Source organism: Ruegeria sp. HKCCD7255 (assembly GCF_013031565.1).
GTDB lineage: Bacteria > Pseudomonadota > Alphaproteobacteria > Rhodobacterales > Rhodobacteraceae > Ruegeria.
The window spans coordinates 84,180-107,950 of sequence record NZ_WQAG01000011.1; the positions used below are offsets into that span (position 1 = coordinate 84,180).

At 59.2% G+C, this 23,771-nt stretch carries 16 protein-coding genes; 9 read left to right on the forward strand and 7 right to left on the reverse strand.

Going from position 1 to position 23,771, the window contains the following annotated elements:
- Positions 1-69: 69 nt before the first annotated feature.
- Positions 70-942: an NAD(P)-dependent oxidoreductase gene (locus tag GOX45_RS17670; protein WP_171102641.1), complete on the forward strand. Its 873-nt coding sequence runs from the start codon at positions 70-72 to the stop codon at positions 940-942.
- A 96-nt stretch (positions 943-1,038) separates the two neighbouring features.
- Positions 1,039-4,110 (forward strand): aminotransferase class III-fold pyridoxal phosphate-dependent enzyme, encoded by a 3,072-nt coding sequence (locus GOX45_RS17675; protein WP_171102530.1) that lies wholly within the window; start codon positions 1,039-1,041, stop codon positions 4,108-4,110.
- 195 nt (positions 4,111-4,305) lie between these two features.
- Here the strand turns inward: GOX45_RS17675 and hemP are convergent, their stop codons facing one another.
- Positions 4,306-4,473: a hemin uptake protein HemP gene (gene hemP / locus GOX45_RS17680; protein WP_171102532.1), complete on the reverse strand. Its 168-nt coding sequence runs from the start codon at positions 4,471-4,473 to the stop codon at positions 4,306-4,308.
- A gap of 222 nt (positions 4,474-4,695) precedes the next feature.
- Here hemP and gph point away from each other — a divergent pair, with 222 nt between their 5' ends.
- The gene (gph, locus tag GOX45_RS17685; RefSeq protein ID WP_171102534.1) at positions 4,696-5,376 is read left to right on the forward strand and encodes a phosphoglycolate phosphatase; all 681 of its coding nucleotides are present in this window, start codon (positions 4,696-4,698) and stop codon (positions 5,374-5,376) included.
- A 200-nt stretch (positions 5,377-5,576) separates the two neighbouring features.
- Here gph and GOX45_RS17690 read toward each other — a convergent pair whose 3' ends face one another.
- Positions 5,577-6,752 (reverse strand): acetate/propionate family kinase, encoded by a 1,176-nt coding sequence (locus GOX45_RS17690; RefSeq protein ID WP_171102536.1) that lies wholly within the window; start codon positions 6,750-6,752, stop codon positions 5,577-5,579.
- Positions 6,753-7,036: 284 nt separating this feature from the next.
- Positions 7,037-9,319, reverse strand: coding sequence for an adenosylcobalamin-dependent ribonucleoside-diphosphate reductase (locus GOX45_RS17695; RefSeq protein ID WP_171102543.1), 2,283 nt, complete (start codon positions 9,317-9,319; stop codon positions 7,037-7,039).
- Positions 9,320-9,448: 129 nt separating this feature from the next.
- On the opposite strand from GOX45_RS17695, the gene GOX45_RS17700 reads away from it, so the two are divergent.
- Entirely contained in the window at positions 9,449-9,880 is a 432-nt protein-coding gene (locus GOX45_RS17700) for a DUF1489 domain-containing protein (protein ID WP_171102545.1), read from the forward strand.
- On the opposite strand, the gene hisG is transcribed toward GOX45_RS17700, so the two are convergent.
- From hisG to hisS, 3 genes are read right to left on the reverse strand one after another with little or no spacing between them, the layout of a single operon-like run.
- On the reverse strand, positions 9,881-10,570 hold the full coding sequence (gene hisG, locus GOX45_RS17705) for an ATP phosphoribosyltransferase (RefSeq protein WP_171102547.1): 690 nt from the start codon (positions 10,568-10,570) through the stop codon (positions 9,881-9,883).
- Entirely contained in the window at positions 10,567-11,655 is a 1,089-nt protein-coding gene (locus tag GOX45_RS17710; protein ID WP_171102549.1) for an ATP phosphoribosyltransferase regulatory subunit, read from the reverse strand. Before GOX45_RS17710 ends, hisG begins: the two co-directional genes overlap by 4 nt.
- Before the next feature lie 3 nt (positions 11,656-11,658).
- The gene (hisS, locus tag GOX45_RS17715; RefSeq protein WP_171102551.1) at positions 11,659-13,185 is read right to left on the reverse strand and encodes a histidine--tRNA ligase; all 1,527 of its coding nucleotides are present in this window, start codon (positions 13,183-13,185) and stop codon (positions 11,659-11,661) included.
- A 123-nt stretch (positions 13,186-13,308) separates the two neighbouring features.
- On the opposite strand from hisS, the gene GOX45_RS17720 reads away from it, so the two are divergent.
- Positions 13,309-13,503 carry a SlyX family protein gene (locus GOX45_RS17720; protein WP_171102554.1) on the forward strand — a complete coding sequence of 65 codons (195 nt, stop codon included), beginning with the start codon at positions 13,309-13,311 and terminating at the stop codon, positions 13,501-13,503.
- A gap of 118 nt (positions 13,504-13,621) precedes the next feature.
- Here the strand turns inward: GOX45_RS17720 and dnaE are convergent, their stop codons facing one another.
- Complete coding sequence (gene dnaE, locus GOX45_RS17725; RefSeq protein WP_171102556.1) at positions 13,622-17,149, reverse strand: DNA polymerase III subunit alpha; 3,528 nt, start codon at positions 17,147-17,149, stop codon at positions 13,622-13,624.
- A 339-nt stretch (positions 17,150-17,488) separates the two neighbouring features.
- Between dnaE and xdhA the strand changes: the two genes are divergently transcribed.
- Genes xdhA through GOX45_RS17745 form a run of 4 tightly spaced genes read left to right on the forward strand, consistent with a single transcriptional unit; the run spans position 17,489 to position 23,736 of the window.
- A complete protein-coding gene (xdhA, locus tag GOX45_RS17730) occupies positions 17,489-18,889 on the forward strand; it encodes a xanthine dehydrogenase small subunit (protein ID WP_171102558.1) in 1,401 nt (466 codons plus the stop codon).
- Positions 18,886-21,297, forward strand: coding sequence for a xanthine dehydrogenase molybdopterin binding subunit (xdhB, locus tag GOX45_RS17735; protein ID WP_171102560.1), 2,412 nt, complete (start codon positions 18,886-18,888; stop codon positions 21,295-21,297). Before xdhA ends, xdhB begins: the two co-directional genes overlap by 4 nt.
- Positions 21,287-22,222, forward strand: a complete 936-nt coding sequence (gene xdhC, locus GOX45_RS17740; RefSeq protein WP_171102562.1) for a xanthine dehydrogenase accessory protein XdhC — start codon at positions 21,287-21,289, stop codon at positions 22,220-22,222. The genes xdhB and xdhC overlap by 11 nt, the downstream gene beginning before the upstream one ends.
- The gene (locus GOX45_RS17745) at positions 22,219-23,736 is read left to right on the forward strand and encodes an ABC transporter ATP-binding protein (RefSeq protein WP_171102564.1); all 1,518 of its coding nucleotides are present in this window, start codon (positions 22,219-22,221) and stop codon (positions 23,734-23,736) included. Before xdhC ends, GOX45_RS17745 begins: the two co-directional genes overlap by 4 nt.
- The last annotated feature ends 35 nt before the right edge of the window (positions 23,737-23,771 follow it).

Sequence of the window (23,771 nt, forward strand, 5' to 3'; positions counted from 1 at the left end):
TCTTCGCTCAAAGCACGGGTCACTCGCCTATGGGCGCTGCTGACCACGAAGGTGGAGAGGATTTCACAAATGGCAAAAGTCGCGTTCCTTGGCCTGGGTGTCATGGGCTATCCAATGGCTGGGCACCTGCAGGCCGCAGGTCATGACGTTACCGTCTATAACCGCACCGCAAGCAAGGCCGAGGCCTGGGTGGACCAGCATGGCGGCGCGATGGCCGCTACACCGAAAGAAGCCGCGACAGGAGCGGATTTCGTCATGGCCTGCGTCGGCAATGACGATGATCTGCGGTCTGTCTGCACCGGTGAGTCCGGCGCGTTTCATGGCATGACAGCGGGAGCCACTTTCGTTGATCACACCACCGTTTCGGCCAAGGTCACGCGCGAGCTGTATGAAGCAGCGCAGGCAAAAGGTCTGGGCTTTGTTGACGCGCCGATCTCTGGCGGTCAGGCAGGGGCGGAAAATGCCGTACTGTCGATCATGTGCGGTGGCGATCAGCCTGTATTTGATGCGGCCGAACCGGTGATGCAGGTCTATTCTAAGATTTGCCGCCGCATCGGCGAGAGCGGTGCCGGACAGATGACCAAAATGTGCAACCAGATCGCGATTGCCGGTCTGGTTCAGGGCCTGAGCGAAGCGCTCCATTTTGCCGAGAAGGCCGGGCTGGACGGGCGTGCCGTGGTTGAGGTGATTAGCCAGGGCGCGGCGGGCAGCTGGCAGATGGCCAACCGCTATGAAACCATGCTGGACGATCACTTTGATCATGGGTTTGCTGTGGACTGGATGCGCAAGGATCTGGGCATCTGCCTCGACACCGCCGATGAGACCGGGGCATCCCTGCCTGTGACCGCTCTGGTGGATCAGTTCTACAAGGACGTCCAAAAACTGGGCGGGGGGCGGTGGGACACCTCGTCCCTGATCAAGCGCCTGCGCGCTCTGGGCTAAGCTGACAATGGGGGGCTGTCTGCCCCCGTTGCGACAAGCGCGATTTGTTTTCCACCAGATGTGGCGGAGCCCGACTGTTGAATGGCAGAGGTGTAGATGAGTGATATTTCAGCATTCTGGTCAGATGCGCTGCGTCAGCACTGGGGGTTAGACGGACGGCTGACACGTCTGGATGGTGAATACGATCTGAACTTTCTGGTGCAGGCCACCAATGGCCAGGACTATGTGCTCAAGGTCATGCGAGCGGGATGCGCACCCGCTCTTGTGGATCTGCAAATCCAGGCCTTGTCCCATCTTGCCAACGCAGCGCCAGGCTTGCCGGTACCGAAGGTAATCCCGGATCTGCAAGGCCGGGCGTTGCCAGAGATCGCAGACCCGGATGGCAAGACGCGGCATGTTTGGCTGCTGGAACGGCTGCCCGGTGCGGTCTATGCGAAATCAGCTCCAAAGTCCGAGGCTCTGATCCTGAAACTTGGGCGTGTTTTGGGCGCAATGGATCGGGCGCTGGAAGGCTTTCACCATAATGGGCTGCACCGCGCTGCCTTCAAATGGGATCTGACACAGGCGGGCTGGATAGATAGCAAGTTGGATCGGATCGCAGACCCTGCACGCCGTACTTTGCTGCGTGAAATTTGCGAGGGCTTTCACGCGGTGTCGCAGCGTTTGGCGGCTTTGCCCAAACAGGCCATTCACAACGATGCCAATGACTACAACATTCTGGTCGAAGGCGAATTGGGCGAGCAGCACCGGATCTCTGGTCTGATTGATCTTGGCGATATGTGCGCCGCGCCACGGGTGTGTGAACTGGCCATTGCCGGAGCTTATGTGGTGCTGGATCACCCAAAGCCGGAACGCGCGCTGACAGCGCTGGTCAAAGGCTACAATGCGGCCAATCGGTTGCGCACGGAAGAAGTGGATCTGATCTGGCCGCTTTTGCGTATGCGCCTGGCGGTTTCCGTGGTGAATTCAACGCTGATGGCGGCAGAGACCCCTGATGACCCCTACGTGACCATCTCGCAGGCTCCGGCCTGGCGGTTTTTGGAGAACCCTTCAGTCAATGGTGGGCTGATGGCCGCGCGACTGCGGGCCGCCTGTGGCTTGCCTGTCGCCGATGGTGCCGAACGCGTGATGGCGTTTCTGCGTGATCAACGCAGTCAGTTCGCACCCATGTTCGGGCAGGATTTGAATGACCTGCCTCTGGGATCGCTGTCCGTTGAGAACTCGACCTGGCCACAAAACCCGTTTGATATGCCTTTATCCGAGGCCGCGCGCGTGGGGTCTGAGTTTGGTGACGGCCTATGGCTGGGCTATTACAACGAACCGCGCTTGATCTATGCCGAGCCCGGGTTCCGCAAGGGGGCGTGGAAAGCGTCGGATCGGCGCACCGTGCATCTGGCAATAGACGTCTTCGCACCTGCGGGAACCGAACTGCACGCACCATTGGCTGGGCGGGTCGAAGTGGTCGAGAACCGGGACAACCACCTGGATTATGGCGGTGTGGTCATCCTGCGACATGAAACGCCCAAGGGGGATCCCTTTTGTACACTCTACGGCCATCTGGACCCTGAATGCTGTGACCGTTTGAAACCCGGTGATCCGGTAGAACACGGGGCCGTGTTTGCCCGTCTGGGCGATCCTGGACAGAATGGCGGATGGGCGCCGCATGTGCATTTCCAACTGGCGCTGACCACTGACGGAATGGAGGCCGACTGGCCCGGCGTCGGTGACCCTGATGAGATGGAGCTGTGGCACGCTGTTTGCCCGAACCCAGCGGCGCTGTTGAACCTGCCAGACGAGAAGGTTTATTATCGACCCACCGACGCGCAAGCGGTGCTGCGGAATCGTCAGGACCATTTCGCTGGAAACCTGTCGTTGACCTATGACGTACCAGTGATGCTGGTGCGCGGGTGGAAGCACCATCTGTTTGACGAGTGGGGCAGGCCTTATCTTGACGCGTATAACAATGTCCCCCATGTCGGCCACGCGCATCCGCGCATTCAGGCCGTGGCGGCGGATCAGTTGAAGCGGGTGAACTCGAACACGCGCTACCTCCACCCCGCGCAAACGGCATTTGCTGATAAACTCCTGTCGAAATTGCCCGATCACCTTCAGGTCTGCTTCTTTGTCAACTCGGGCACCGAGGCCAATGAGCTGGCGCTGCGTTTGGCGCGGGCGCATACGGGCGCAAAAGGGATCGTAACGCCCGATCATGGCTATCATGGGAACACGAACGCAGCGGTGGCGATCTCGGCCTATAAGTTCAACAAGCCCGGTGGTGTCGGCAAGGCCGATTGGGTTGAGCTTGTTGAGGTCGCGGATGACTATCGCGGGCGATACAAACGCGATGATGACCAGCGGGCGCAAAAATATGCCGATTTAGTGGACCCCGCCATCCAGGTCTTGAAAGAGCGGGGTCAGGGAATGGCAGGGTTTATCGCTGAAACCTTCCCGTCTGTCGGGGGCCAGATTATTCCACCCAACGGGTACCTGCCCGCCGTTTACGACAAGATCCGCGCGGCTGGAGGGCTCTGCATTGCAGATGAGGTTCAGACCGGGCTTGGACGGTTGGGAACGCATTATTTTGGCTTTGAGCAACAAGGCGCGTTGCCGGATATCGTTGTTCTGGGCAAACCCATCGGGAACGGGCACCCGATCGGGGTAGTTGTGACCACCAAAGCCATCGCTGAAAGCTTTGACAATGGGATCGAGTTCTTTTCGACCTTTGGCGGCTCAACCCTGTCTTGCCGGATCGGCAAAGAGGTTTTGGATATTGTTGATGACGAAGGCTTGCAGGAAAACGCCCAGCTGATGGGCGCGCGTCTGATCGACGGGCTGCGCGAGATCGAGGCCGAGTTCGCCTGCGTCGGCGATGTGCGCGGTATGGGGCTGTTTCTGGGGGTCGAATTGATCAATCCGGATGGTTCAGAAGGCACCGAGATCTGTCGATACGTCAAAAACCGAATGCGTGATCATCGTATTCTTATTGGTAGCGAAGGGCCCAAAGACAACGTGCTCAAGATCCGACCACCGCTGACGATTGAAGCTGACGATGTGGACATGATCCTCTGGGCTTTGCGCGGTGTATTATGCGAAGTAGGCGACTTCGCCCCTGCCCCTGTCCCATCCTGCGGCCACGCGCATCATCAAGCCGGGTGCGGCTGCTGCTAAAAGAAACCCCGGTGGAAACCGGGGTTTCTGCGCCGATCAATGAGCCACAAGCGGGGCGTTGCGAGAACCAAATCACGGCACGGGGGTCTTACGGGTCTCCAAGACAGATTTACCAAAATGCTCCGCCAACACTGCCTTCGCAGCCGCGGTTTCCAGGAGCACGGTTCTCGATGGCATCCACTCAGGGCTTAACGCTCATTTCGTCAGGATCAGTTTCCCGGCACGGGTAATGCGTAGCGTATATAGCTGGTCACCCAATTCGATGTGAGCGAGATTACCACCTTTGGTCAGGTCTTCAGCCTTGTGGGCCGGAAGCAGTGAGACCGGGTAACCTTGGGTCGGGGTCGGGTTTTGAGCGTTCATCAGGGCGTCTCCAGAAGGTGTCGGGCAACAAGCCGTATCTGTTTTGGACTGTGTCATCTGGCTGACCCGGAATTGGGTTGGCTACGCGGCATAGCGCTTAATCTGATTATTTTTGTCGGATATGTCAAGACCTGTCTTTTCTCGATCGCATCCCGGCTTGGCATTGTATCCCAGACCAAGGGGCGCTAGGCCCGAAATACCGTGGAAAAGGATGGAAGGCGCATGCAAGCAGCTGTTGTATTTGACCTCGACGGCACATTGATCGACAGCCTCGCCGATCTGGCGCAATCGGTGAACCGAATGCTGGCTGATGTCGGCCACGACCCATTGCCAGATGAAACCATCAAGGGGTTTGTTGGCAACGGGCTGCCAACACTTGTCGAACGGGCGATGACCCATTGCGCCATACCGATGGATCGACATGTTGAGCTTACCCAAAGCACCTTGGCGCATTACAATGCCGCGCCCTGCGAACACACCAGATGCTACCCGGGTGTGACTGGCGCTTTGACCCAATTGCGTGACATGGGACATGTTTTGGCCGTCTGCACCAACAAGCCCGAGGCCCCGGCACGTCATGTGTTAGAAGCGTTGAATCTGTCGCCTTTCTTTGACGTGGTCACCGGGGGTGACACGCTGCCCACGCGCAAACCGGACCCGCAACACCTGCTTGCCACCTATGATGCGATGGACATATCGGGGCCCTTGATCTTTGTCGGAGACAGCGAGGTGGACGCCGAAACCGGGCGACGCGCCGGGGTGCCGTTCCTGCTCTTCACCGAGGGCTATCGCAAATCGCCGATAGAAAAGCTGCCCCATTCCGCAAGCTACAATCACAGCTCGAATCTGCCCGAACTTGTAAAAGATCTTATGCAGCAGGACCCAGAGACTGTATCGAGATAATCACAAAACCCCCAATAGAGGGGCCGGTCGAGGGGGTTTGATACCGACCCCTCATTGGGGAATTTTGTGAAAGTGACAAGACCGCGGGGGGACGGTCTTGAAGCGGTAAACCAGTCATACCCCAGCCACACAGATCGGGATATTGGGGGTTTCCCGTAGTGGTTAATTTTTTCTTAACGAAACCCTACCACCGAGCGGCCTTACACCTGCATCAGTTGCAGCGCGGCCCGTGCGATCACCAATTCTTCGTTGGTAGGAACAACCATCAGCGTCACACGCGACAGATCGGTCGAAATCACGGTGCGGTTGTCCGCATTGGCGTCATGGTCCAGCTCAATTCCCAGCCAGCCCATATCGGTGCAGATGCGTTCACGGATATAGGTCGAGTTCTCGCCAATACCTCCAGTAAACACAAGCGCATCCAACCCGCCCAGAACAGCAGCCATCGCCCCCAACTCGCGCCGAATTCGGAAGGTGAAATAGTTGATCGCATTGCGTGCACCTGGCGCGTCCGAAGCTTCGAGCGTCCGCATATCGCTGGTCATGCCCGATAGGCCCAGCAGACCGGATCTCCGGTACAGCAGATCCGAGATCTCGTCTGCACTCATGCTGCACTGATCCATCAGATACAGAACAACACCCGGGTCCAACTGCCCGCACCGTGTACCCATGGGCAAGCCGTCCATGGCCGAAAACCCCATGCTGGAGCCCACCGACCGCCCATCAATCATCGCGCACATCGACGCCCCGTTGCCCAGATGGGCAACAACCACGCGCCCGCCATGTATAAGCGTTGCCGTCTCTTTCAAATGGCCCGAGACGTACTCATAACTGAGCCCATGAAAGCCATAGCGCCGCACGCCGATATCGTAAAACTCAGACGGCAGCGCAAAGGTGTCGTTGACCCAGGGGTGGTTGCGGTGAAATGCGGTATCGAAACACGCAACCTGCTTGGCTTCTGGGAAACGCTTCATCGCAGCTTGCGCCCCGTCCAGATTGACGGGCTGATGCAACGGTGCGAACGGTTCGAGCTGTCTCAGTTTCTCAAGGCTGTCCGGCGTCAGAACCACGGGCCCTCCGTTGTTCGGACCTCCATGCACCACGCGATGACCGACCGCCGCAATACGCGCATGTGGGAATTCGATCTGGAGCAGATTCAAAATGCTGTCCAAAGCGGCCCCATGATCGCGCAACGCGTCCGAAACACCATCTGCCAGAGATTTTCCATCCCGATCACGCAAACGAATATGGGCCGAAGAACTGCCGATATTTTCAACGATCCCCGAACAGATCAACGCCGGATCGCTTTGCGACGCAGCAAACAGGCCAAATTTCAAGGACGAAGAGCCCGCATTCAAAGTGATGATGTGATCCATAAGAGAGGCTATTTCCCCAAACCGAATTCAGGGGCGCTTTCACGCACGACACTGAATACGCGTTGTCGCAATTCGTCTAACTGTTCAGACTGATGAAGCATCTTGTCCGAAAACACCAGCGCTGTGCCCGGCCCCCGTCAGATATCGTTAGAATGTTTCATCAATATGTCGCTGCGGGCCCTCAACGCCACGTACGCCCATCGGCTATTTCACAAATGGCCGCATGACCTATGGGCATCCGACAAAAGCAACAGTTTGCGGCTCAGGAAACCCTCAGGCTCTGGTTACCCACATTTGGAATGTCCGCAGCTGCGGCAGGTCATGCAGCCTTCGATCATCACCATGTCATATTGCCCGCAGGACGGGCAGGCTTTGCCGCGCGGGGCGTCCATGTTGACGACCTGCGCCTGAGGGTCGGATTTCAAACCCATCCCCTCGCCTTCCAGGAACCCGATGGCAACCATATGCTGTTCGATCACGCCACCGATGGCGGCCAGGATTGACGGAATATACTTGCCCTGCACCCAGGCCCCACCGCGCGGATCAAAGACGGCCTTCAGCTCTTCCACCACAAAAGACACATCCCCGCCACGCCGGAACACAGCCGAAATCATGCGGGTCAATGCCAGCGTCCAGGCATAGTGTTCCATGTTCTTCGAGTTGATGAACACTTCAAAAGGTCGCCGGCGTTGGCCGATCACTATATCATTGATGGTCAGATAGATCGCATGTTCGCTATCAGGCCATTTCAGCTTATAGGTCGATCCTTCCAGAGATTGCGGGCGATCCAGCGGCTCGGACATATAGATCACGTCGCCGCCGTCCACCTCATGCGGTGCACTGGCGCTTTCACCGGGCGCCTTGTCGTCGCTTTCAGATACGGTCAGGACCGAACCCGTCACATCATTCGGGCGGTAGGTCGTGCAGCCTTTGCAGCCTTCATCCCAGGCCTGCATGTAGACGTCTTTGAACGCATCAAAGCTGATATCTTCCGGGCAGTTGATCGTCTTGGAAATCGAGCTGTCGATCCATTTCTGTGCCGCCGCCTGCATCTTGACGTGATCTGACGGGCTCAGAGTCTGGGCGTTGACGAAATAGTCGGGCAATTCAGTATCGCCGAACTTATCGCGCCACATCTGCACCGCATAGTCCACAACCTCTTCTTCAGTGCGTGAGCCATCCTTTTGCAGCACCTTACGGGTGTAGGCGTAAGCAAAGACCGGCTCGATCCCCGAGGACACATTGCCAGCATAAAGCGATATCGTCCCCGTTGGCGCGATCGATGTCAGCAGCGCATTCCGGATGCCATGTTCCCGGATCGCTGCGCGCACATCCTCGTCCATTTGCTGCATCGTGCCGCTGGCCAGAAACTTCTCGGCATCGAACAAAGGAAACGCCCCTTTTTCCTTTGCCAGATCGACCGACGCCAGATACGCGGCGCGGGCGATTGCGTGCAACCAGCGCTCGGTTTGACGCGCCGCCTCGTCTGACCCATAGCGCAGACCCAACATCAAAAGCGCATCGGCCAGCCCAGTCACGCCCAATCCGATGCGCCGTTTGGCTTGCGCCTCAGCCGCTTGTTCGGGCAGCGGGAATTTCGATGCATCAACCACATTGTCCATCATGCGAACGGCCGTAGCGACCAGTTCTTGCAGCGCGGCCTCGTCCAGATGCGCGGCCTCTTCGAACGGGTCTGCCACCAGACGCGCCAGATTGATCGACCCCAGCAAACACGCGCCATAAGGGGGGAGCGGCTGCTCTCCGCAGGGGTTGGTGGCGGCTATGGTCTCGACATAGCTCAGGTTGTTGGCCTGATTGATCCGGTCGATAAAGATCACGCCCGGCTCGGCATAGTCATAGGTGGCCTGCATGATCTTGTTCCACAGATCCCGCGCCTGAACCGTGTGATAGACCTTGCCGTCAAACACCAGCTCCCACGGGCCATCGGCCTTGACGGCCTCCATGAACGGGTCGGTGACCAGCACGGACATGTTGAACATGCGCAACCGCGCCGGGTCGGATTTGGCAGTGATGAACTGTTCGATATCGGGGTGGTCACAGCGCATGGTGGCCATCATCGCACCTCTGCGAGAACCGGCGGACATAATGGTCCGGCACATGGCATCCCAGACATCCATAAAACTCAACGGCCCCGAGGCATCGGCGGCCACGCCTTTGACATCCGCCCCGCGTGGACGAATGGTCGAGAAGTCATAACCGATCCCTCCGCCCTGCTGCATGGTCAGCGCGGCCTCTTTGAGCATATCAAAGATACCGCCCATGCTGTCAGGCACCGTGCCCATGACAAAACAGTTGAACAGAGTCACTTGCCGCGCCGTGCCAGCACCCGCGGTGATACGGCCCGCTGGCAGGTATTTGAAATCCTCCAGCGCCTCATAGAATTTCCCGGCCCAATGCTCGGGGTCTTTTTCGACCCGCGCCAGATCGCGCGCGATGCGGCGCCAACTGTCCTCGACCGTCTGGTCAATGGGTGTGCCATCCGCTTCCTTGAAGCGGTATTTCATGTCCCAGATCTGCTCGGCGATGGAGGCGGCAAAGCGGCTCATTGGTGATTCCCTGACTAGAAAGAGGTATCCAGACTATCTCAATTCACGCCTTCACCACAACACCTTGATGACTGCGTTTTGCAAGCTACAATATAGAGACCGCTCTTGGGACGACTCTGTGGGAAAACTGTGGATAAGTACGTAAATCTCGTCAAACTCTCGGTTGGCTCGGAAAGCGTCGACACGCTGATGGCGTGGCAGGACAGCCGCAGGCCGCTCTATGAGGATGGCTGCCCACGCCATGTCACCCGCATGTGGCCCAAGCGTGAGGCCGAGATTTTGAACGGCGGATCAATCTATTGGGTGATCAAGGGTGTGATCCAGTGCCGCCAGCGGATCCTGCGACTGGACGAGGTACGCGGCGAGGATGGCATCCGACGCTGTGCCATCGTGCTGGACCCTCAGGTGCATCGCACCCAAAACGCCCTGAAACGTCCGTTTCAGGGCTGGCGTTACCTCAAACCCGAGGACACGCCCGCCGACCTACCCAAAAACCGCGAACAAGATGATGCCCTGCCCGATGATCTGAACCGCGCGCTTGCGGAAATCGGCGTGCTTTAGTCAGCTCAGACGATCCAATAACGCGGCCAGGACAGCCTTGTCTTCGGGGCTGCATTTGGCCACCCGGCTGCGCCAAAGCGTCGCCTGCGATTGCAGGATCAACCCATCCGACAGGATCTTGAGGTGATTGGCCCGCAGCGTTTCACCCGTCGAGGTGATATCGGCAATCGCCTCGGCGGTTTCGTTCATGACGGTCCCTTCGGTCGCGCCCTGACTGTCGACCAGCGTGTAATCGGCCACGCCCGCATTGGTCAGAAACTCCCGCACCAGACGGTGGTATTTGGTGGCAATCCGCAGACGGTGCCCGTGTGTTTTGCGAAACGCCGCCGCAGCCGCATCCAGATCATCCAGCGTATCCACATCGACCCAGCAAGCCGGGGTCGCGATGATCAGATCAGCTTTGCCAAAGCCCAACTGCGCGATCTCTTCCACCTGTTGCTCCCAACGGGGCAGTTTTTCCTGCACAAGATCGATGCCGGTGACACCCAGATTGATCCGCCCTGCCGCCAGCTCTCGCGGGATTTCCCCTGCGGACAACAGGATCAGCGACACCCCGTCGACCCCTTCGACCTTACCGGCATATTCCCGATCCGACCCGCTGCGCGACAGGGTGATGCCGCGTTTTTCGAACCAGGAAAACGTCTTGTCCATCAGACGGCCCTTCGAGGGCACACCAAGTTTCAAACTCATTGCCCGGCCTCCTCAACGCTCAGCATAAGGTCCGGGCGAATTACGCCCCCAACCGCCGGGATCTCGGCCCCGCCACCAAGTTGCCGGGTCAGCGCGTCGTACCGACCGCCCGTTGCCACAGGCGGCAAATCGGGGCGGCCTTCGGCGTAGAAACCAAAGACAAAACCGTCATAATATTCCATCGAGGTGCGGCCATAAGAGGCTTCAAAGTCCAGCCGCTCCACATCCACGCCACGCGCCTGAAGTGCCGCAATGCGGGCCTCGAGCCGATCCAAGGCGGGGGTGATCTGGGGCAGATCCACTGCCACGTCGCGCAGCTGTTCCAGCGCAAAAGGCATGGTTTCGCGCACATTCAGCAAGGTTTCGAGCCCGGCCAGCTCGGAATCCGAAATCGGAGCTGTTTCCCGATCTTCGCGCAGCGCTTCGATCCGCGCCTCGATCTCGGCGGCCCGGCGCTTGCCGATCATCGGTGCGTCAACGGCCAACGGGTCCGCCGCATTCAGCAGAGCGTCGCGGGTTTCAGGCCCGGCGGTACGACCCGCAAAACGGTCCAGCAAATGGCGGAACCGGCGCGGACGCCAGAGATGGCGCATCAACGCGGCTTTACGGCGCTCGGTTGTCTGAAGCCCTGCAACCGCTGCGATCAGAATGCCGATGTCACCGGTCGCCGCCCGCAGCGGCAGACCTCGCAACTGTAATGCGATCAGGGAGAACACCTCGGCATCGGCACCGGCGGGATCGACGCGGTCAAAGACCTCATACCCCACCTGAATGTATTCATTGGCCCGGTCCGGGTCGTGTTCCTGTCGGCGAAAAACCTCACCAGAATAGGTATAGCGCGCCGGTTCTGCCCCTTCCGACATATGCATCTGCACCACCGGCAAGGTGAAATCCGGGCGCAGCATCTGTTCACCGCGCAATGCATCCGATGTCACATAGGCGCGCGCGCGGATATCTTCGCCGTAGAGATCCAGCAGAGTGTCCGCCGGTTGCAGCAGCGGCGGATCAACGATCTGCGCGCCTGCGGCCTCGAACCGGACACGCATCATCGCGGCGCGGGCCTGTATCTGAGAACGGTTGGCCATGGCTCAGTCCTGACTGTCCAGAATTTCGCGCACCTTGGCGACCAGATCACCGCGCGGCACTTCGAACTGGCTGGGGCGTTCCTTCCATTCCTCAAGCGTGGCGCTTTCGGCGATCTTGGCACCGAGGATCAGGTCTTTGATCTGCACGATCCCTTTGGCCTTTTCATCGCCGCCTTCGATCACCGCGACCGGCGAATTGCGCTTGTCCGCGTATTTCAGCTGATTGCCGAAATTCTTGGGGTTGCCCAGATAAACTTCGGCCCTGATACCCGCATTGCGCAGCTCGGCCACCATGGCCTGATAATCGGCCATCCGATCCCGGTCCATCACCGTCACAACCACGGGGCCCTTCGCCTGCGCGCTGATCCGACCCTTTTCGCGCAGGGCGGCCAGCAGGCGATCGACACCGATCGAGATGCCGGTCGCAGGCACTTCCTGACCGGTAAACCGCTTGACCAGATCATCGTAACGACCACCGCCTGCGACCGAGCCGAACTGCCGCTTGCGGCCTTTTTCATCGAAGATTTCAAAGGTGAGTTCGGCCTCATAGACCGGTCCGGTGTAATAACCCAAGCCGCGCACGACCGAGGGGTCTATCTCGATCCGATCCGATCCATAGCCCCCTGCAGCCAGCAAGTCGCCGATCTGTTCCAACTCTCGAATGCCTTGGTTGCCAACAATAGAGGTTCCTACCGCTGCCCGCAGATTTTGTAGAGTTTTTGCCGTATCGCCGCTTCTGGAGGTAAGAAAAGCAATAACGGGCTCAGCTTGCATTTCAGTCAAGCCCACACCGTCAATAAAAGCGCCGGAAGCATCCTCGCGCCCCGTAGTCAGAAGTTCGCGAACACCTGCTTCACCGACTTTGTCAAACTTATCAATCGTTCGAAGTACGGCATCCTTCATTTCCGAACCACTAGCCGCTCCTGGCAGAAGCGTATTCGCAACAAAATCTACTTCACCAAATACACTCTCCAAAACACCATTCAGAACCTTGCGGTTGTTGACCCGCACAAGATAGTCGCCGCGTGGAATGCCGACGTTCTCCAAAGTATCCGACAGCATCGCACAAATCTCGGCATCTGCGGCCATCGAGGCCGTACCAACCGTATCCGCATCGCATTGATAAAACTGACGATACCGCCCCGGCCCTGGCTTTTCGTTGCGCCAGACCGGACCCATCGCATAACGGCGATAAGGTGTGGGCAGATCGTTGCGGTGTTGCGCATAGACACGGGCCAAAGGCGCGGTCAGGTCATAGCGCAGGGCCATCCAGTCACCGTTTCCGCCCTCGTCAAACTCCTGCCAGGCAAAGACGCCCTCATTCGGGCGGTCGACGTCGGGCAGGAACTTGCCCAGCGCTTCGACGGTTTCGACCGCGCTGCTCTCCAACGCGTCAAAGCCATAACGATGATAGACACCCGCAATCGTCCGCAGCATCTCGGTGCGCTGCGTGACTTCCTCGCCGAAATAGTCACGGAACCCTTTTGGCGTTACGGCCTTGGGGCGGGGCTGTTTCTTGGGCTTGGCCATCGGGGGCGTCCTTCGCGGTCATGTTCCGCGCGCGGTCTATCCCATGGCCCGCATCGGGGCAAGGCGCGCTTTCGCTGGCCTTGGTGCCGCTGGGGCGGTATGACCCCCGCAAAGGAGACCGCCATGCAGCATCTGGAAGAACAGATCGCCCACCTGACCCGCACCGTTGACGAGTTGAATGCGGTCGTAACCGGCCAGCAATCCGAAATCGACCGCCTGACGCGCCGGGTCGAGATGTTGCTGCAACGCGAGGCCGAACGGTCGCAGGAAGGATCTGGCGGTGTTGTCTTCGGCGACGAACGCCCGCCGCATTACTGACCGTACGCGCCAGGTCCTTCTCAGAAAGGCGTGCAAGCCACATATACTTTTACGGCCCCCGCCTCTACTTTAACGGCCTCCGCCTCCGACCGGAGTGTCCGCGACTTGGTTGACCGAATTATATCTCCTCAACCATCATCACGCCTTCCAGAGATTTGATGGCCCCCTTGATCTGTGGGGTGATTGGGAAATCCTGACCCAGATCCATTTCAACATCGCCGGGCAGGCCCGGATCGAGTAGCAGCAGTTGGATCGGCCCGCGCGCTGCGCCTTTGGTAGCTGTTGCCGCGTCTTCCAGAACCTTGGCCACGGTGGGCAATGCTTGCGCCTCGTCAACAAAAATGCGCAGGCCGGTGGCCCCGGCCTCGGCGACGACCGAATCCACCGGGCCAACGGATCGGCCCAGCAGCTTGAGTTGGTCAGCCTCCATCGTGGCCTCAGCGGTCAGCACCACTTGTGCGCCGGTTTCCAGAAACTCGCGGCATTTCTCTAGCGTGTCCGAGAACAAGGTCACCTCATAAGCCCCGGTCGGGTCAGAGAGCTGCGCAAAGGCAAAGCGGTTGCCCCGCGCTGATTTCCGTTCCTGCCGCCCAGCCACAACCCCGGCCATTTTGGCAATCAACGGGCCCGAACGCGCTTTTTCAGTCACCTCGTCCAGCGTGAGAACCTGCTTGCGCTTCAGCGCGGGCATATAGTCGTCCAGCGGATGGCCCGACAGGTAAAAGCCGATAGCCTTGAACTCTTCGCTTAACCGTTCAGCAGGCAGCCAATCCGGTGAAGGGGACAAGCGCGGCTCGGGCAGATCATCCCCTGCCTCACCAAACAACGACACCTGGTTCGAGTTCTTCTGCTCGTGAATCGCAGCCGAATATTGCACCAGCGGATCAAGGCTTTCGAACACGCGGCGGCGGTTCTTGTCGAGTTCATCAAAGGCCCCCGCCCGCGCCAGCATTTCCAGCGGACGTTTGCCGACCTTCTTCAAATCGACCCGGCGGGCAAAATCGAACAGGTTGACGAAGGGTTTATCGTTCTGGTCGCCCTGAGCGTGCCCAGAGCGTCGCCCTTCGACCACAAGGTTCATCGCCTCGACACCCACATTCTTGAGCGCGCCCAGCGCATAAACCAAATGGCCGTCCGCCACGTCGAAGGTCGCCAAAGACCGGTTCACGCAGGGCGGCACATAGGGCAGTTCCAACCCTTTGCGGACCTCTTCAAAGTAAACCGCCAGCTTATCGGTCAGATGGATATCGCAGTTCATGACACCTGCCATGAACTCCACCGGATGGTTCGCCTTTAGCCAGCCGGTCTGATAGCTGACCACCGCATAGGCCGCCGCGTGCGATTTGTTGAAGCCGTAGTTGGCGAATTTATCCAACAGGTTCCAGACCTCGGTTGCCTTGGCCTCATCCACATTGTTTTCGGCCGCGCCCTTGAGGAACTTGGGCCGCTCGGCATCCATCGCCTCCTGGATTTTCTTACCCATCGCGCGCCGCAACAGGTCCGCCCCACCAAGGCTGTAGCCCGCCATTTCCTGCGCGATCTGCATCACCTGTTCCTGATAGACGATGATGCCCTGGGTTTCGTCCAGAATATGATCGATGGAAGGATGTAGCGTGTCCCGTTCGCTCAGATTGTTCTTGACCTCGCAGAACTTTGGAATGTTCTCCATCGGGCCCGGGCGGTACAGCGCAACAAGCGCAATAATATCCTCGATACAGTCCGGCTTCATCCGCTTGAGCGCATCCATCATGCCGCTGGATTCCACCTGGAACACGGCCACTGTCTTGGCTGCGGAATAGAGCTTATAGGTTGCCTCATCATCCAGCGGAATCGCGTTGATCTGGTTCTCGGCCCCCTCGGCAGGCTCATAAAGCTCAGTCCCATCGGCGGCGATATGAAGCGGTCGGCCTGACTTGAAAATCAGATCCATCGCGTTCTGGATCACGGTCAGTGTTTTCAAACCCAGAAAGTCGAACTTCACCAGCCCCGCTTGTTCAACCCATTTCATGTTGAATTGGGTCGCAGGCATATCCGAGCGCGGATCCTGATAGATCGGCACCAGCGCGTCCAAGGGTCGATCCCCGATCACCACACCCGCCGCATGGGTCGAGGCATTGCGCAACAGACCTTCGACCTGTTGACCGTAGTTGAGCAGCCGTTCGACAACCTCTTCGCTGCGCGCCTCTTCCCTCAGGCGCGGCTCGTCTTTCAACGCTTTTTCGATGCTGACGGGTTTAACCCCTTCAACCGGGATCATCTTGGACAGGCGGTCCACTTGCCCGTAAGGCATCTGCAACACCCGCCCGATATCGCGCACCGCAGCCTTGGACAGCAACGCGCCAAAGGTGATGATCTGCCCCACCTTGTCACGCCCGTATTTCTTCTGAACATAGCGGATCACCTCTTCGCGGCGGTCCATACAGAAGTCGATATCGAAGTCGGGCATCGACACCCGTTCGGGATTCAAAAACCGTTCGAACAGCAGCGAATAGCGCAGCGGGTCAAGGTCGGTTATCGTCAGCGCATAAGCCACCAGCGACCCTGCACCCGAGCCGCGCCCCGGCCCTACCGGAATGTCGTGATCCTTGGCCCATTGGATAAAGTCGGCAACGATAAGGAAATAGCCGGGAAAACCCATGCCTTCGATGATGCCCAGCTCAAAATCCAGCCGCTCCTGGTATTCCTCAGGCGTCACCGCATGGGGGATCACGGCCAGACGCTTCTGCAAGCCCTCATTGGCGATGCGGCGCAGTTCGGCCACCTCGTCGTCGGCAAATTTCGGCAGGATCGGATCGCGGCGATAGGCCATGAAAGCACAGCGCCTGGCAATCTCAACTGTGTTTTCAATCGCCTCGGGCAGATCGGCAAACAGGGTGGCCATTTCCTGTTGCGACTTGAAATAATGCTGCGCCGTCAGGCGGCGGCGATCTTCCTGCTGATCGACATAAGCGCCTTCGGCAATACAGATCAGCGCATCATGCGCCTCATACATGTCCGAGGTCGGGAAATACACATCATTGGTGGCAACCAGCGGCAGATCCTTGGCATAAGCCATTTCAACGTGACCCCGCTCGGTCCGCTTTTCGGCCTCGGGCTGTCCATCCTCACCCGGATGGCGCTGCAATTCGATGTAAAGACGATCCGGGAACATCCCAGCCAACCGATCCACCAGAGCCTCGGCCGCAGGGCGCTGACCTTGCTGCAGGAGCATGCCAACCGGCCCGTCCGGCCCTCCGGTCAGGCAGATCAAGCCTGCTGACCGCTCGGCCAATTCCTCCAGCGTGACCTGCGGCAACTGCCCACCCTTGTCCACATAGAGGCACGAGCTGAGCTTCATCAGGTTTTCATACCCTGTCTCAGACTGTGCCAGTAGCACCAACGGTGCAGGTGTTTTCGGCTTTTCACCCGGCTGTGCCTGAACATAGGTCAGATCGACCTGACACCCCATAATGGGCTGAATACCTGCACCACTGGCCGACACCGAAAACTCCAGTGCCGAAAACATCGAGTTGGTATCCGTCACCGCAACGGCGGGCATCTCCATCTGCGCGCACAAGGCAGGCAGCTTTTTCAGCCGCACAGCGCCTTCCAGCAGCGAATATTCGGTGTGAACACGTAGGTGAATGAATCGAGGGGAACTGCTCATAGCGCAACGCTAACCCAGCCCGTGCCCGGGCAAAAGAAGGAACCGACAAGAAAAACTGCCTATCAATTCATCGCTGATTATTCGGGATTTCCTGAAGGTGCTTCGGGATCTTCTGGCGGTCCACTCATAAATCTATTTCTTTCCAGAGCCTTACACCTTGCGTCGGCGCAACCATCGTTGAGCGGCGCATACAATTGTGCACAAAACAGGCAGTTTTTCTTGCCAGATCCGCCGCGCTGTTTCTAACATCTGACGGCAAGCTACCGCCCGCCACTCTTTCTACGTCGCATCGAAGGAGGGCCACAGGGGCGCAACCGGGTAAGGCGACGGGTTTCTCGAATGAACATCACGTTTCTTCTGAACGGAGAGACAGTGGAGCTGACGAATGTCAATCCGACGACAACGCTGTTGGATTGGCTGCGCGAAGAGCGCGGGCTGACCGGCACTAAAGAAGGCTGCAACGAGGGCGATTGCGGGGCCTGCACCGTTTTGGTGACGGATGCGGACAGCGCCAAGGCACTGAATGCCTGCATCCTGTTCCTGCCGCAACTGCACGGCAAGGCGATCCGCACTGTCGAAGGTGCCAGCGGACCAGATAAAGAACCCCACCCGGTGCAACAGGCGATGGTTGATCTACACGGCTCACAATGCGGGTTCTGCACGCCCGGCTTTATCATGTCGATGGTTGCCAGCCACACGAATGGTGCGACCGACCATGACACCCAACTTGCGGGCAACCTTTGCCGCTGCACCGGTTATGCCCCGATCATCCGCGCCGCCAAGGCCGCTGAAACCCGGGATGTTCCCGACTGGATCACCGCTGACCAGTCCTTCTTCTGTTCTCAAATACCTCGGGGGGAGGCTGAAAGCCGGGGGGCAGAGCCCCCCTCCCACCTGCCCGAAAACAGCAATGAATTGGCAGAGCTCTACGTGCAACACCCCGACGCGACACTGATCGCTGGGGCAACCGATGTGGGCCTTTGGGTGACCAAACAGTTGCGCGATCTGGGCCCGGTCATCTTTCTCAACCGCTGCGATGACCTGAAACAGATCACACTCACCGAAGAAGAAATCCGCATTGGCGCCATGGTCGATATGAACCGGCTGGGTGACGCCCTGGCCGACCTGCACCCGTCTTATGCGGAAATGATCCGCCGCTACGCCAGTGTTCAAATACGCCACGCGGCCACATTGGGTGGCAATATCGCCAATGGCTCCCCTATCGGAGACAACCCTCCCGCCCTCATTGCGCTTGGGGCAACCCTGCATCTGCGCAAGGGCGATGCGCGGCGGTCGATCCCGCTTGAGAACTTCTTCATCGACTATGGCAAACAGGATCGCGTACCCGGTGAATTCGTCGAGGCCGTCACTGTTCCGCGCCAGCCGGACCGGCTGAAAGCCTATAAGCTCAGCAAGCGGTTCGATCAGGATATTTCGGCTGTCTGCGGCTGCTTCAATATCACCGTAACGGATGGCACGGTTACGCAGGCACGTATCGCTTTTGGCGGTATGGCGGGCATTCCGAAACGCGCCACCCACGTCGAAGCCGCCTTGATCGACAATCCCTGGACACTCGACACGATCCACGCCGCGCTGCCCTGTTTCGCCGACGATTTTTCCCCTCTCACGGATATGCGCGCCTCCGCCACTTACCGCCTGCAAACCGCCAAAGCGATGCTGGAACGCTATTACCGCGAAGATCAGGGCGAGATCACAAATGTGTTGGAGGTGTCCGCATGAGCGTGACCAAACCTCTGCCGCATGACGCAGCACCGCTGCATGTCTCGGGCGCGGCGCGTTATGTGGACGATATTCCCACGCCCAAAGACACTCTCCATCTGGCCTTTGGTCTCAGCTCGATTGCCAAGGGCAAGATCACTGGGATGGACCTGACCGAAGTGCAAAATGCCACGGGCGTCGTGGCGGTGATGACCGCCAAAGATCTGCCCTTTGCCAATGATGTGTCTCCCTCGATCCACGATGAACCGCTGCTGTCTGACGGAATCGTTCACTATATCGGCCAGCCTGTGTTTCTGGTTGTCGCCACCAGTCATCTCGCCGCTCGCAAGGCAGCACGACTAGGCAAGATCGACTATGCCGCAGAAACGCCGATCCTGACGGTCGAAAAGGCACTGGCCGCTGACAGCCGGTTCGAAGATGGCCCACGCATCTATGCCAAGGGTGACGCCGACGCGGCCATCGCCCGCGCGCAGCACGTGATCGACGGATGTTTCGAACTGGGTGGGCAGGAGCATTTTTATCTTGAAGGCCAGGCCGCTCTGGCCCTGCCCCATGAAGGCGGCGACATGCTGGTGCACAGCTCAACCCAGCACCCGACCGAGATTCAGCACAAGGTAGCCGACGCGCTTGCTGTGCCGATGCACGCGGTCCGGGTCGAAACCCGCCGCATGGGCGGTGGTTTTGGTGGCAAGGAAAGTCAGGGCAACGCGCTGGCCGTCGCCTGCGCCATAGCGGCACGGGCAACAGGCAAAGCCTGCAAAATGCGCTATGACCGCGACGATGATATGGTCATCACCGGCAAGCGACACGCGTTTCGGATCGCATACAAAGCCGGGTTTGATGAGCACGGCCATATTCAAGGCGTCTCGTTCCATCATTACGCCATCTGCGGCTGGGCACAGGACCTGTCGCTGCCGGTGGCCGACCGCGCGATGCTGCATTCCGACAACGCATATCTGTTGCCCAATGCCCGGATTGAAAGCCATCGGCTAAAGACCAATACCCAATCTGCCACCGCCTATCGCGGCTTTGGTGGCCCGCAGGGGATGGTCGGCATAGAACGGGTGATGGACCACGCCGCGCATGTGCTGGGCCTTGACCCGGTGGAGCTGCGCCGCCGGAATTACTATGAGCCGGCGCATGCGGTAGCCGAGGTCGCTCCGTCCGAGAAGCCTTTGGGTCACCCCGACCCGCATGAGGACCTGACCAGTCGCGGCGCGGTCGAGACCGGTGACGCACCGGTTCGCCCTCTGCCCGCAGGAGGCAACACCACGCCCTATGGGATGGAGGTCAGTGACTTCGAACTGCACGGGATGACCGAGGCCCTGCTGAAATCCAGCGACTACTCCGCGCGCAAGGCCGCCATAGCGGAATGGAATGCCCGGAACAGCGTGATCAAAAAGGGTATCGCCTTCTCTCCGGTCAAGTTCGGGATTTCCTTTACACTGACCCACCTCAATCAGGCTGGGGCGCTGGTGCATGTGTATCAGGACGGGTCAGTCCACCTGAACCACGGCGGCACCGAAATGGGTCAGGGCCTGTTTCAGAAAGTGGCGCAAGTGGCCGCGTCACGGTTTGGTATCCCGCTGGAGATGGTGAAGATCACCGCCACTGACACCGCCAAAGTACCCAACACCTCGGCCACTGCGGCGTCCTCGGGCAGCGACCTGAACGGCATGGCGGTCAAGGCCGCCTGCGACACGATCCGCGACCGGATGGCTGAGTATCTGGCCGAGCGGCATCAGGCGGACCCCAGCGCGGTGACCTTCGCCGACGGGCATGTTTCGGTGGGCGCAGAACGTTATACCTTCGCCGAAGCTGCGGCGCTCGCCTATCAAGGCCGTATCAGCCTGTCGGCCACGGGGTTCTATAAGACCCCAAAGATCGAATGGGACCGGATTGCAGGTCGGGGGCGTCCGTTTTTCTACTTCGCCTATGGCGCTTCTGTCACCGAGGTTGCGGTGGATACACTGACCGGTGAAAACCGCATCCTGCGCACCGATATTCTGCACGATGCAGGGGCGTCGCTGAACCCCGCCTTGGATATCGGGCAGGTTGAAGGCGGCTATGTGCAAGGCGCGGGTTGGTTGACGACCGAGGAACTGATCTGGGACGACAAAGGCAATCTGCGCACGCATGCGCCCTCAACCTACAAGATCCCCGCCTGCTCTGACCGACCGGACATCTTCAACGTGGCGTTGTGGGATGGCGAAAACCGCGAAGAGACGATCTATCGCTCGAAAGCGGTCGGCGAGCCGCCCTTCATGCTGGGCATCTCGGCGTGGTTGGCTCTGTCAAACGCTGTTTCGGCCTGTGGCGATAGGTATCCCGCGATGAATGCCCCCGCGACAGCAGAGGAAATCTGGCACAGCATCCAGCGCGTGAAGGGAGGGGCTGATGGGGTTTGAGCTCGACGCATTGCGCAATGCCGTCAACACCCACGGGCGCGTGGCACGCGTGGTCATCGCTGCGATCAAGGGCTCGTCCCCCCGCGAAGTGGGTGCGGCGATGCTGGTCTGGTCGGGAGGGCAGTCTGGCACGATTGGCGGTGGCGCGCTGGAACATCAAGCCGCAGAGGCCGCACGAAGACAGACAACCCAATCCCGCCTGACACATCACTCGCTTGGACCCGAGCTGGGCCAATGCTGCGGCGGGGCAGTCTCACTGCTGACCGAGGTCTATGACCAAAAGAGAGTTGAAGCTCTGGGTGACTCGGTGATTGCACGGTCGCCGTCGGGCGGTGACATGCCCCTTTCGGTCAAACGACTGCTGGCCAAAGCCCGGGGTCAGGGCATCCTGCCTGAATCCCAACTTGTCGACGGTTGGATGGTTGAACCTGTGCACAAACCAAACCGCAAGCTTTGGATTTGGGGGGCGGGCCATGTGGGGCGTGCCTTGGTGGATGTCCTGAATCCACTGCCCGACCTAGCGATCACCTGGGTCGATACCGCGCCCGAGCGATTTCCCCAGACTATCCCGCACGCAGTTACCCGAATTCCCGCCGCCAATCCGGCCGAGTTGGTACGTCATGCGCCGAAAGATGCAGAGCATCTTGTGCTGACTTATTCACACAATCTGGACCTGGAACTGTGCAACAGGCTGCTTTTGCACGATTTCCGCTTTGCGGGGCTGATTGGCTCGGCTACGAAATGGGCGCGATTCCGGTCGCGGCTGGCGGCTTTGGGACACTCTCCTGAACGGATCAGCCGGATCACCTGCCCCATCGGCGACCCCGGTTTGGGCAAGCACCCGCAGATGATCGCCGTGGGCGTCGCCGCGCAGCTTTTGCGCCCAGCCCGACAAAACGAGTTGAAGAAGGACCTGAGCGCGTGACCACTCCACTTCTAAGCCTGCAAGGGCTCACCAAAGCCTACCCCGGCGTAGTGGCCAATGATCAGGTGTCCTTCGACATCGGCGAAGGCGAGGTGCATGCGCTGCTGGGCGAAAACGGCGCAGGCAAATCCACGCTGGTCAAGATGATCTATGGGTTGGTGAAGCCAGACAGCGGCACGATGAAACTGCGCGGTCAGGTCTTTGCTCCACCAGAACCGCGCGCAGCGCGGGCTGACGGGATTGCGATGGTGTTTCAACATTTCTCGCTGTTCGACGCGCTAAACGTGGCCGAGAACATCGCGCTGGGCATGGAAAATCCACCACCGATGGGTGATCTGTCCGCACGCATCCGCGAGGTGTCGGAAACCTATGGCCTGCCGCTGGACCCGTTTCGCACCGTGGGCGACCTGTCGGCGGGGGAGCGGCAACGGGTCGAGATCATCCGCTGCCTGCTGCAAGACCCCAAGCTGCTGATCATGGATGAACCCACCAGCGTCTTGACGCCGCAAGAGGTTGAAATTCTGTTTGAGACGCTGAACAAACTGCGCTCCGAAGGCACTTCGATCCTCTATATCTCGCACAAGCTGGAGGAAATCCGCACTCTATGCGATCACGCCACGATCCTGCGGTTGGGCAAGAATGTGGGTGAATGCGTGCCATCCGAGACCTCGGCCCGGGATATGGCCGAGATGATGGTCGGCGCAACTCTGCAAACGCCCGAACGGTCGGGCCGTGAGTTTGGTGAGGTTGCTTTGGATGTGAGCGGCCTGTCAGTGCCCTCTCCCTCGGAATTCGGAACCGCGTTGAAGAACATCCACATGACGGTGCGCAAAGGCGAGGTTCTGGGCATCGGAGGTGTGGCCGGGAACGGACAGGACGAATTGCTGGGTGTGCTGTCGGGGGAAATCCTGACCTCGGCAGACGCGATCAAGTTCAACGGTCAACCTATTGGCAAGCTGGGGCCCACCGCGCGTCGCAAGCTGGGGGTTCTGACCGCGCCAGAAGAGCGTTTGGGCCATGCGGCGGCGCCGGATATGAGCCTGACCGAAAACGCCTTGCTCACCGGCTCGGTACGCGAAGGCCTTGTGAGCAGCGGGTTTCTGAAATGGTCCGACACCACGCGCTTTGCGGAAAAGATCATCAAGGCTTTTGACGTGCGCACTCCGGGGCCGGAAAACGCGGCACGGTCGCTTTCAGGCGGCAACCTGCAGAAATTCGTCATTGGTCGCGAGGTATTGCAAAACCCCGATGTGCTGGTCGTCAACCAGCCCACTTGGGGTGTGGATGCGGCGGCGGCTGCGGCGATCCGGCAGGCCATACTGGACCTTGCGGCCGAGGGGACAGCGGTGATCTGCATTTCTCAGGATCTCGATGAACTGATGGAAATCTCGGACAGTTTTGCAGCGCTCAACGAAGGACGGCTGAGCGCGCCGCGCCTGACAGCGGTGCTGACTGTGGATGAGATCGGCCTGATGATGGGCGGAGCCCATGGCATGGAGGTGGCGCATGTGTGACGCATTGTACCGCCTCCGGCGGCCGTATTTGGAAC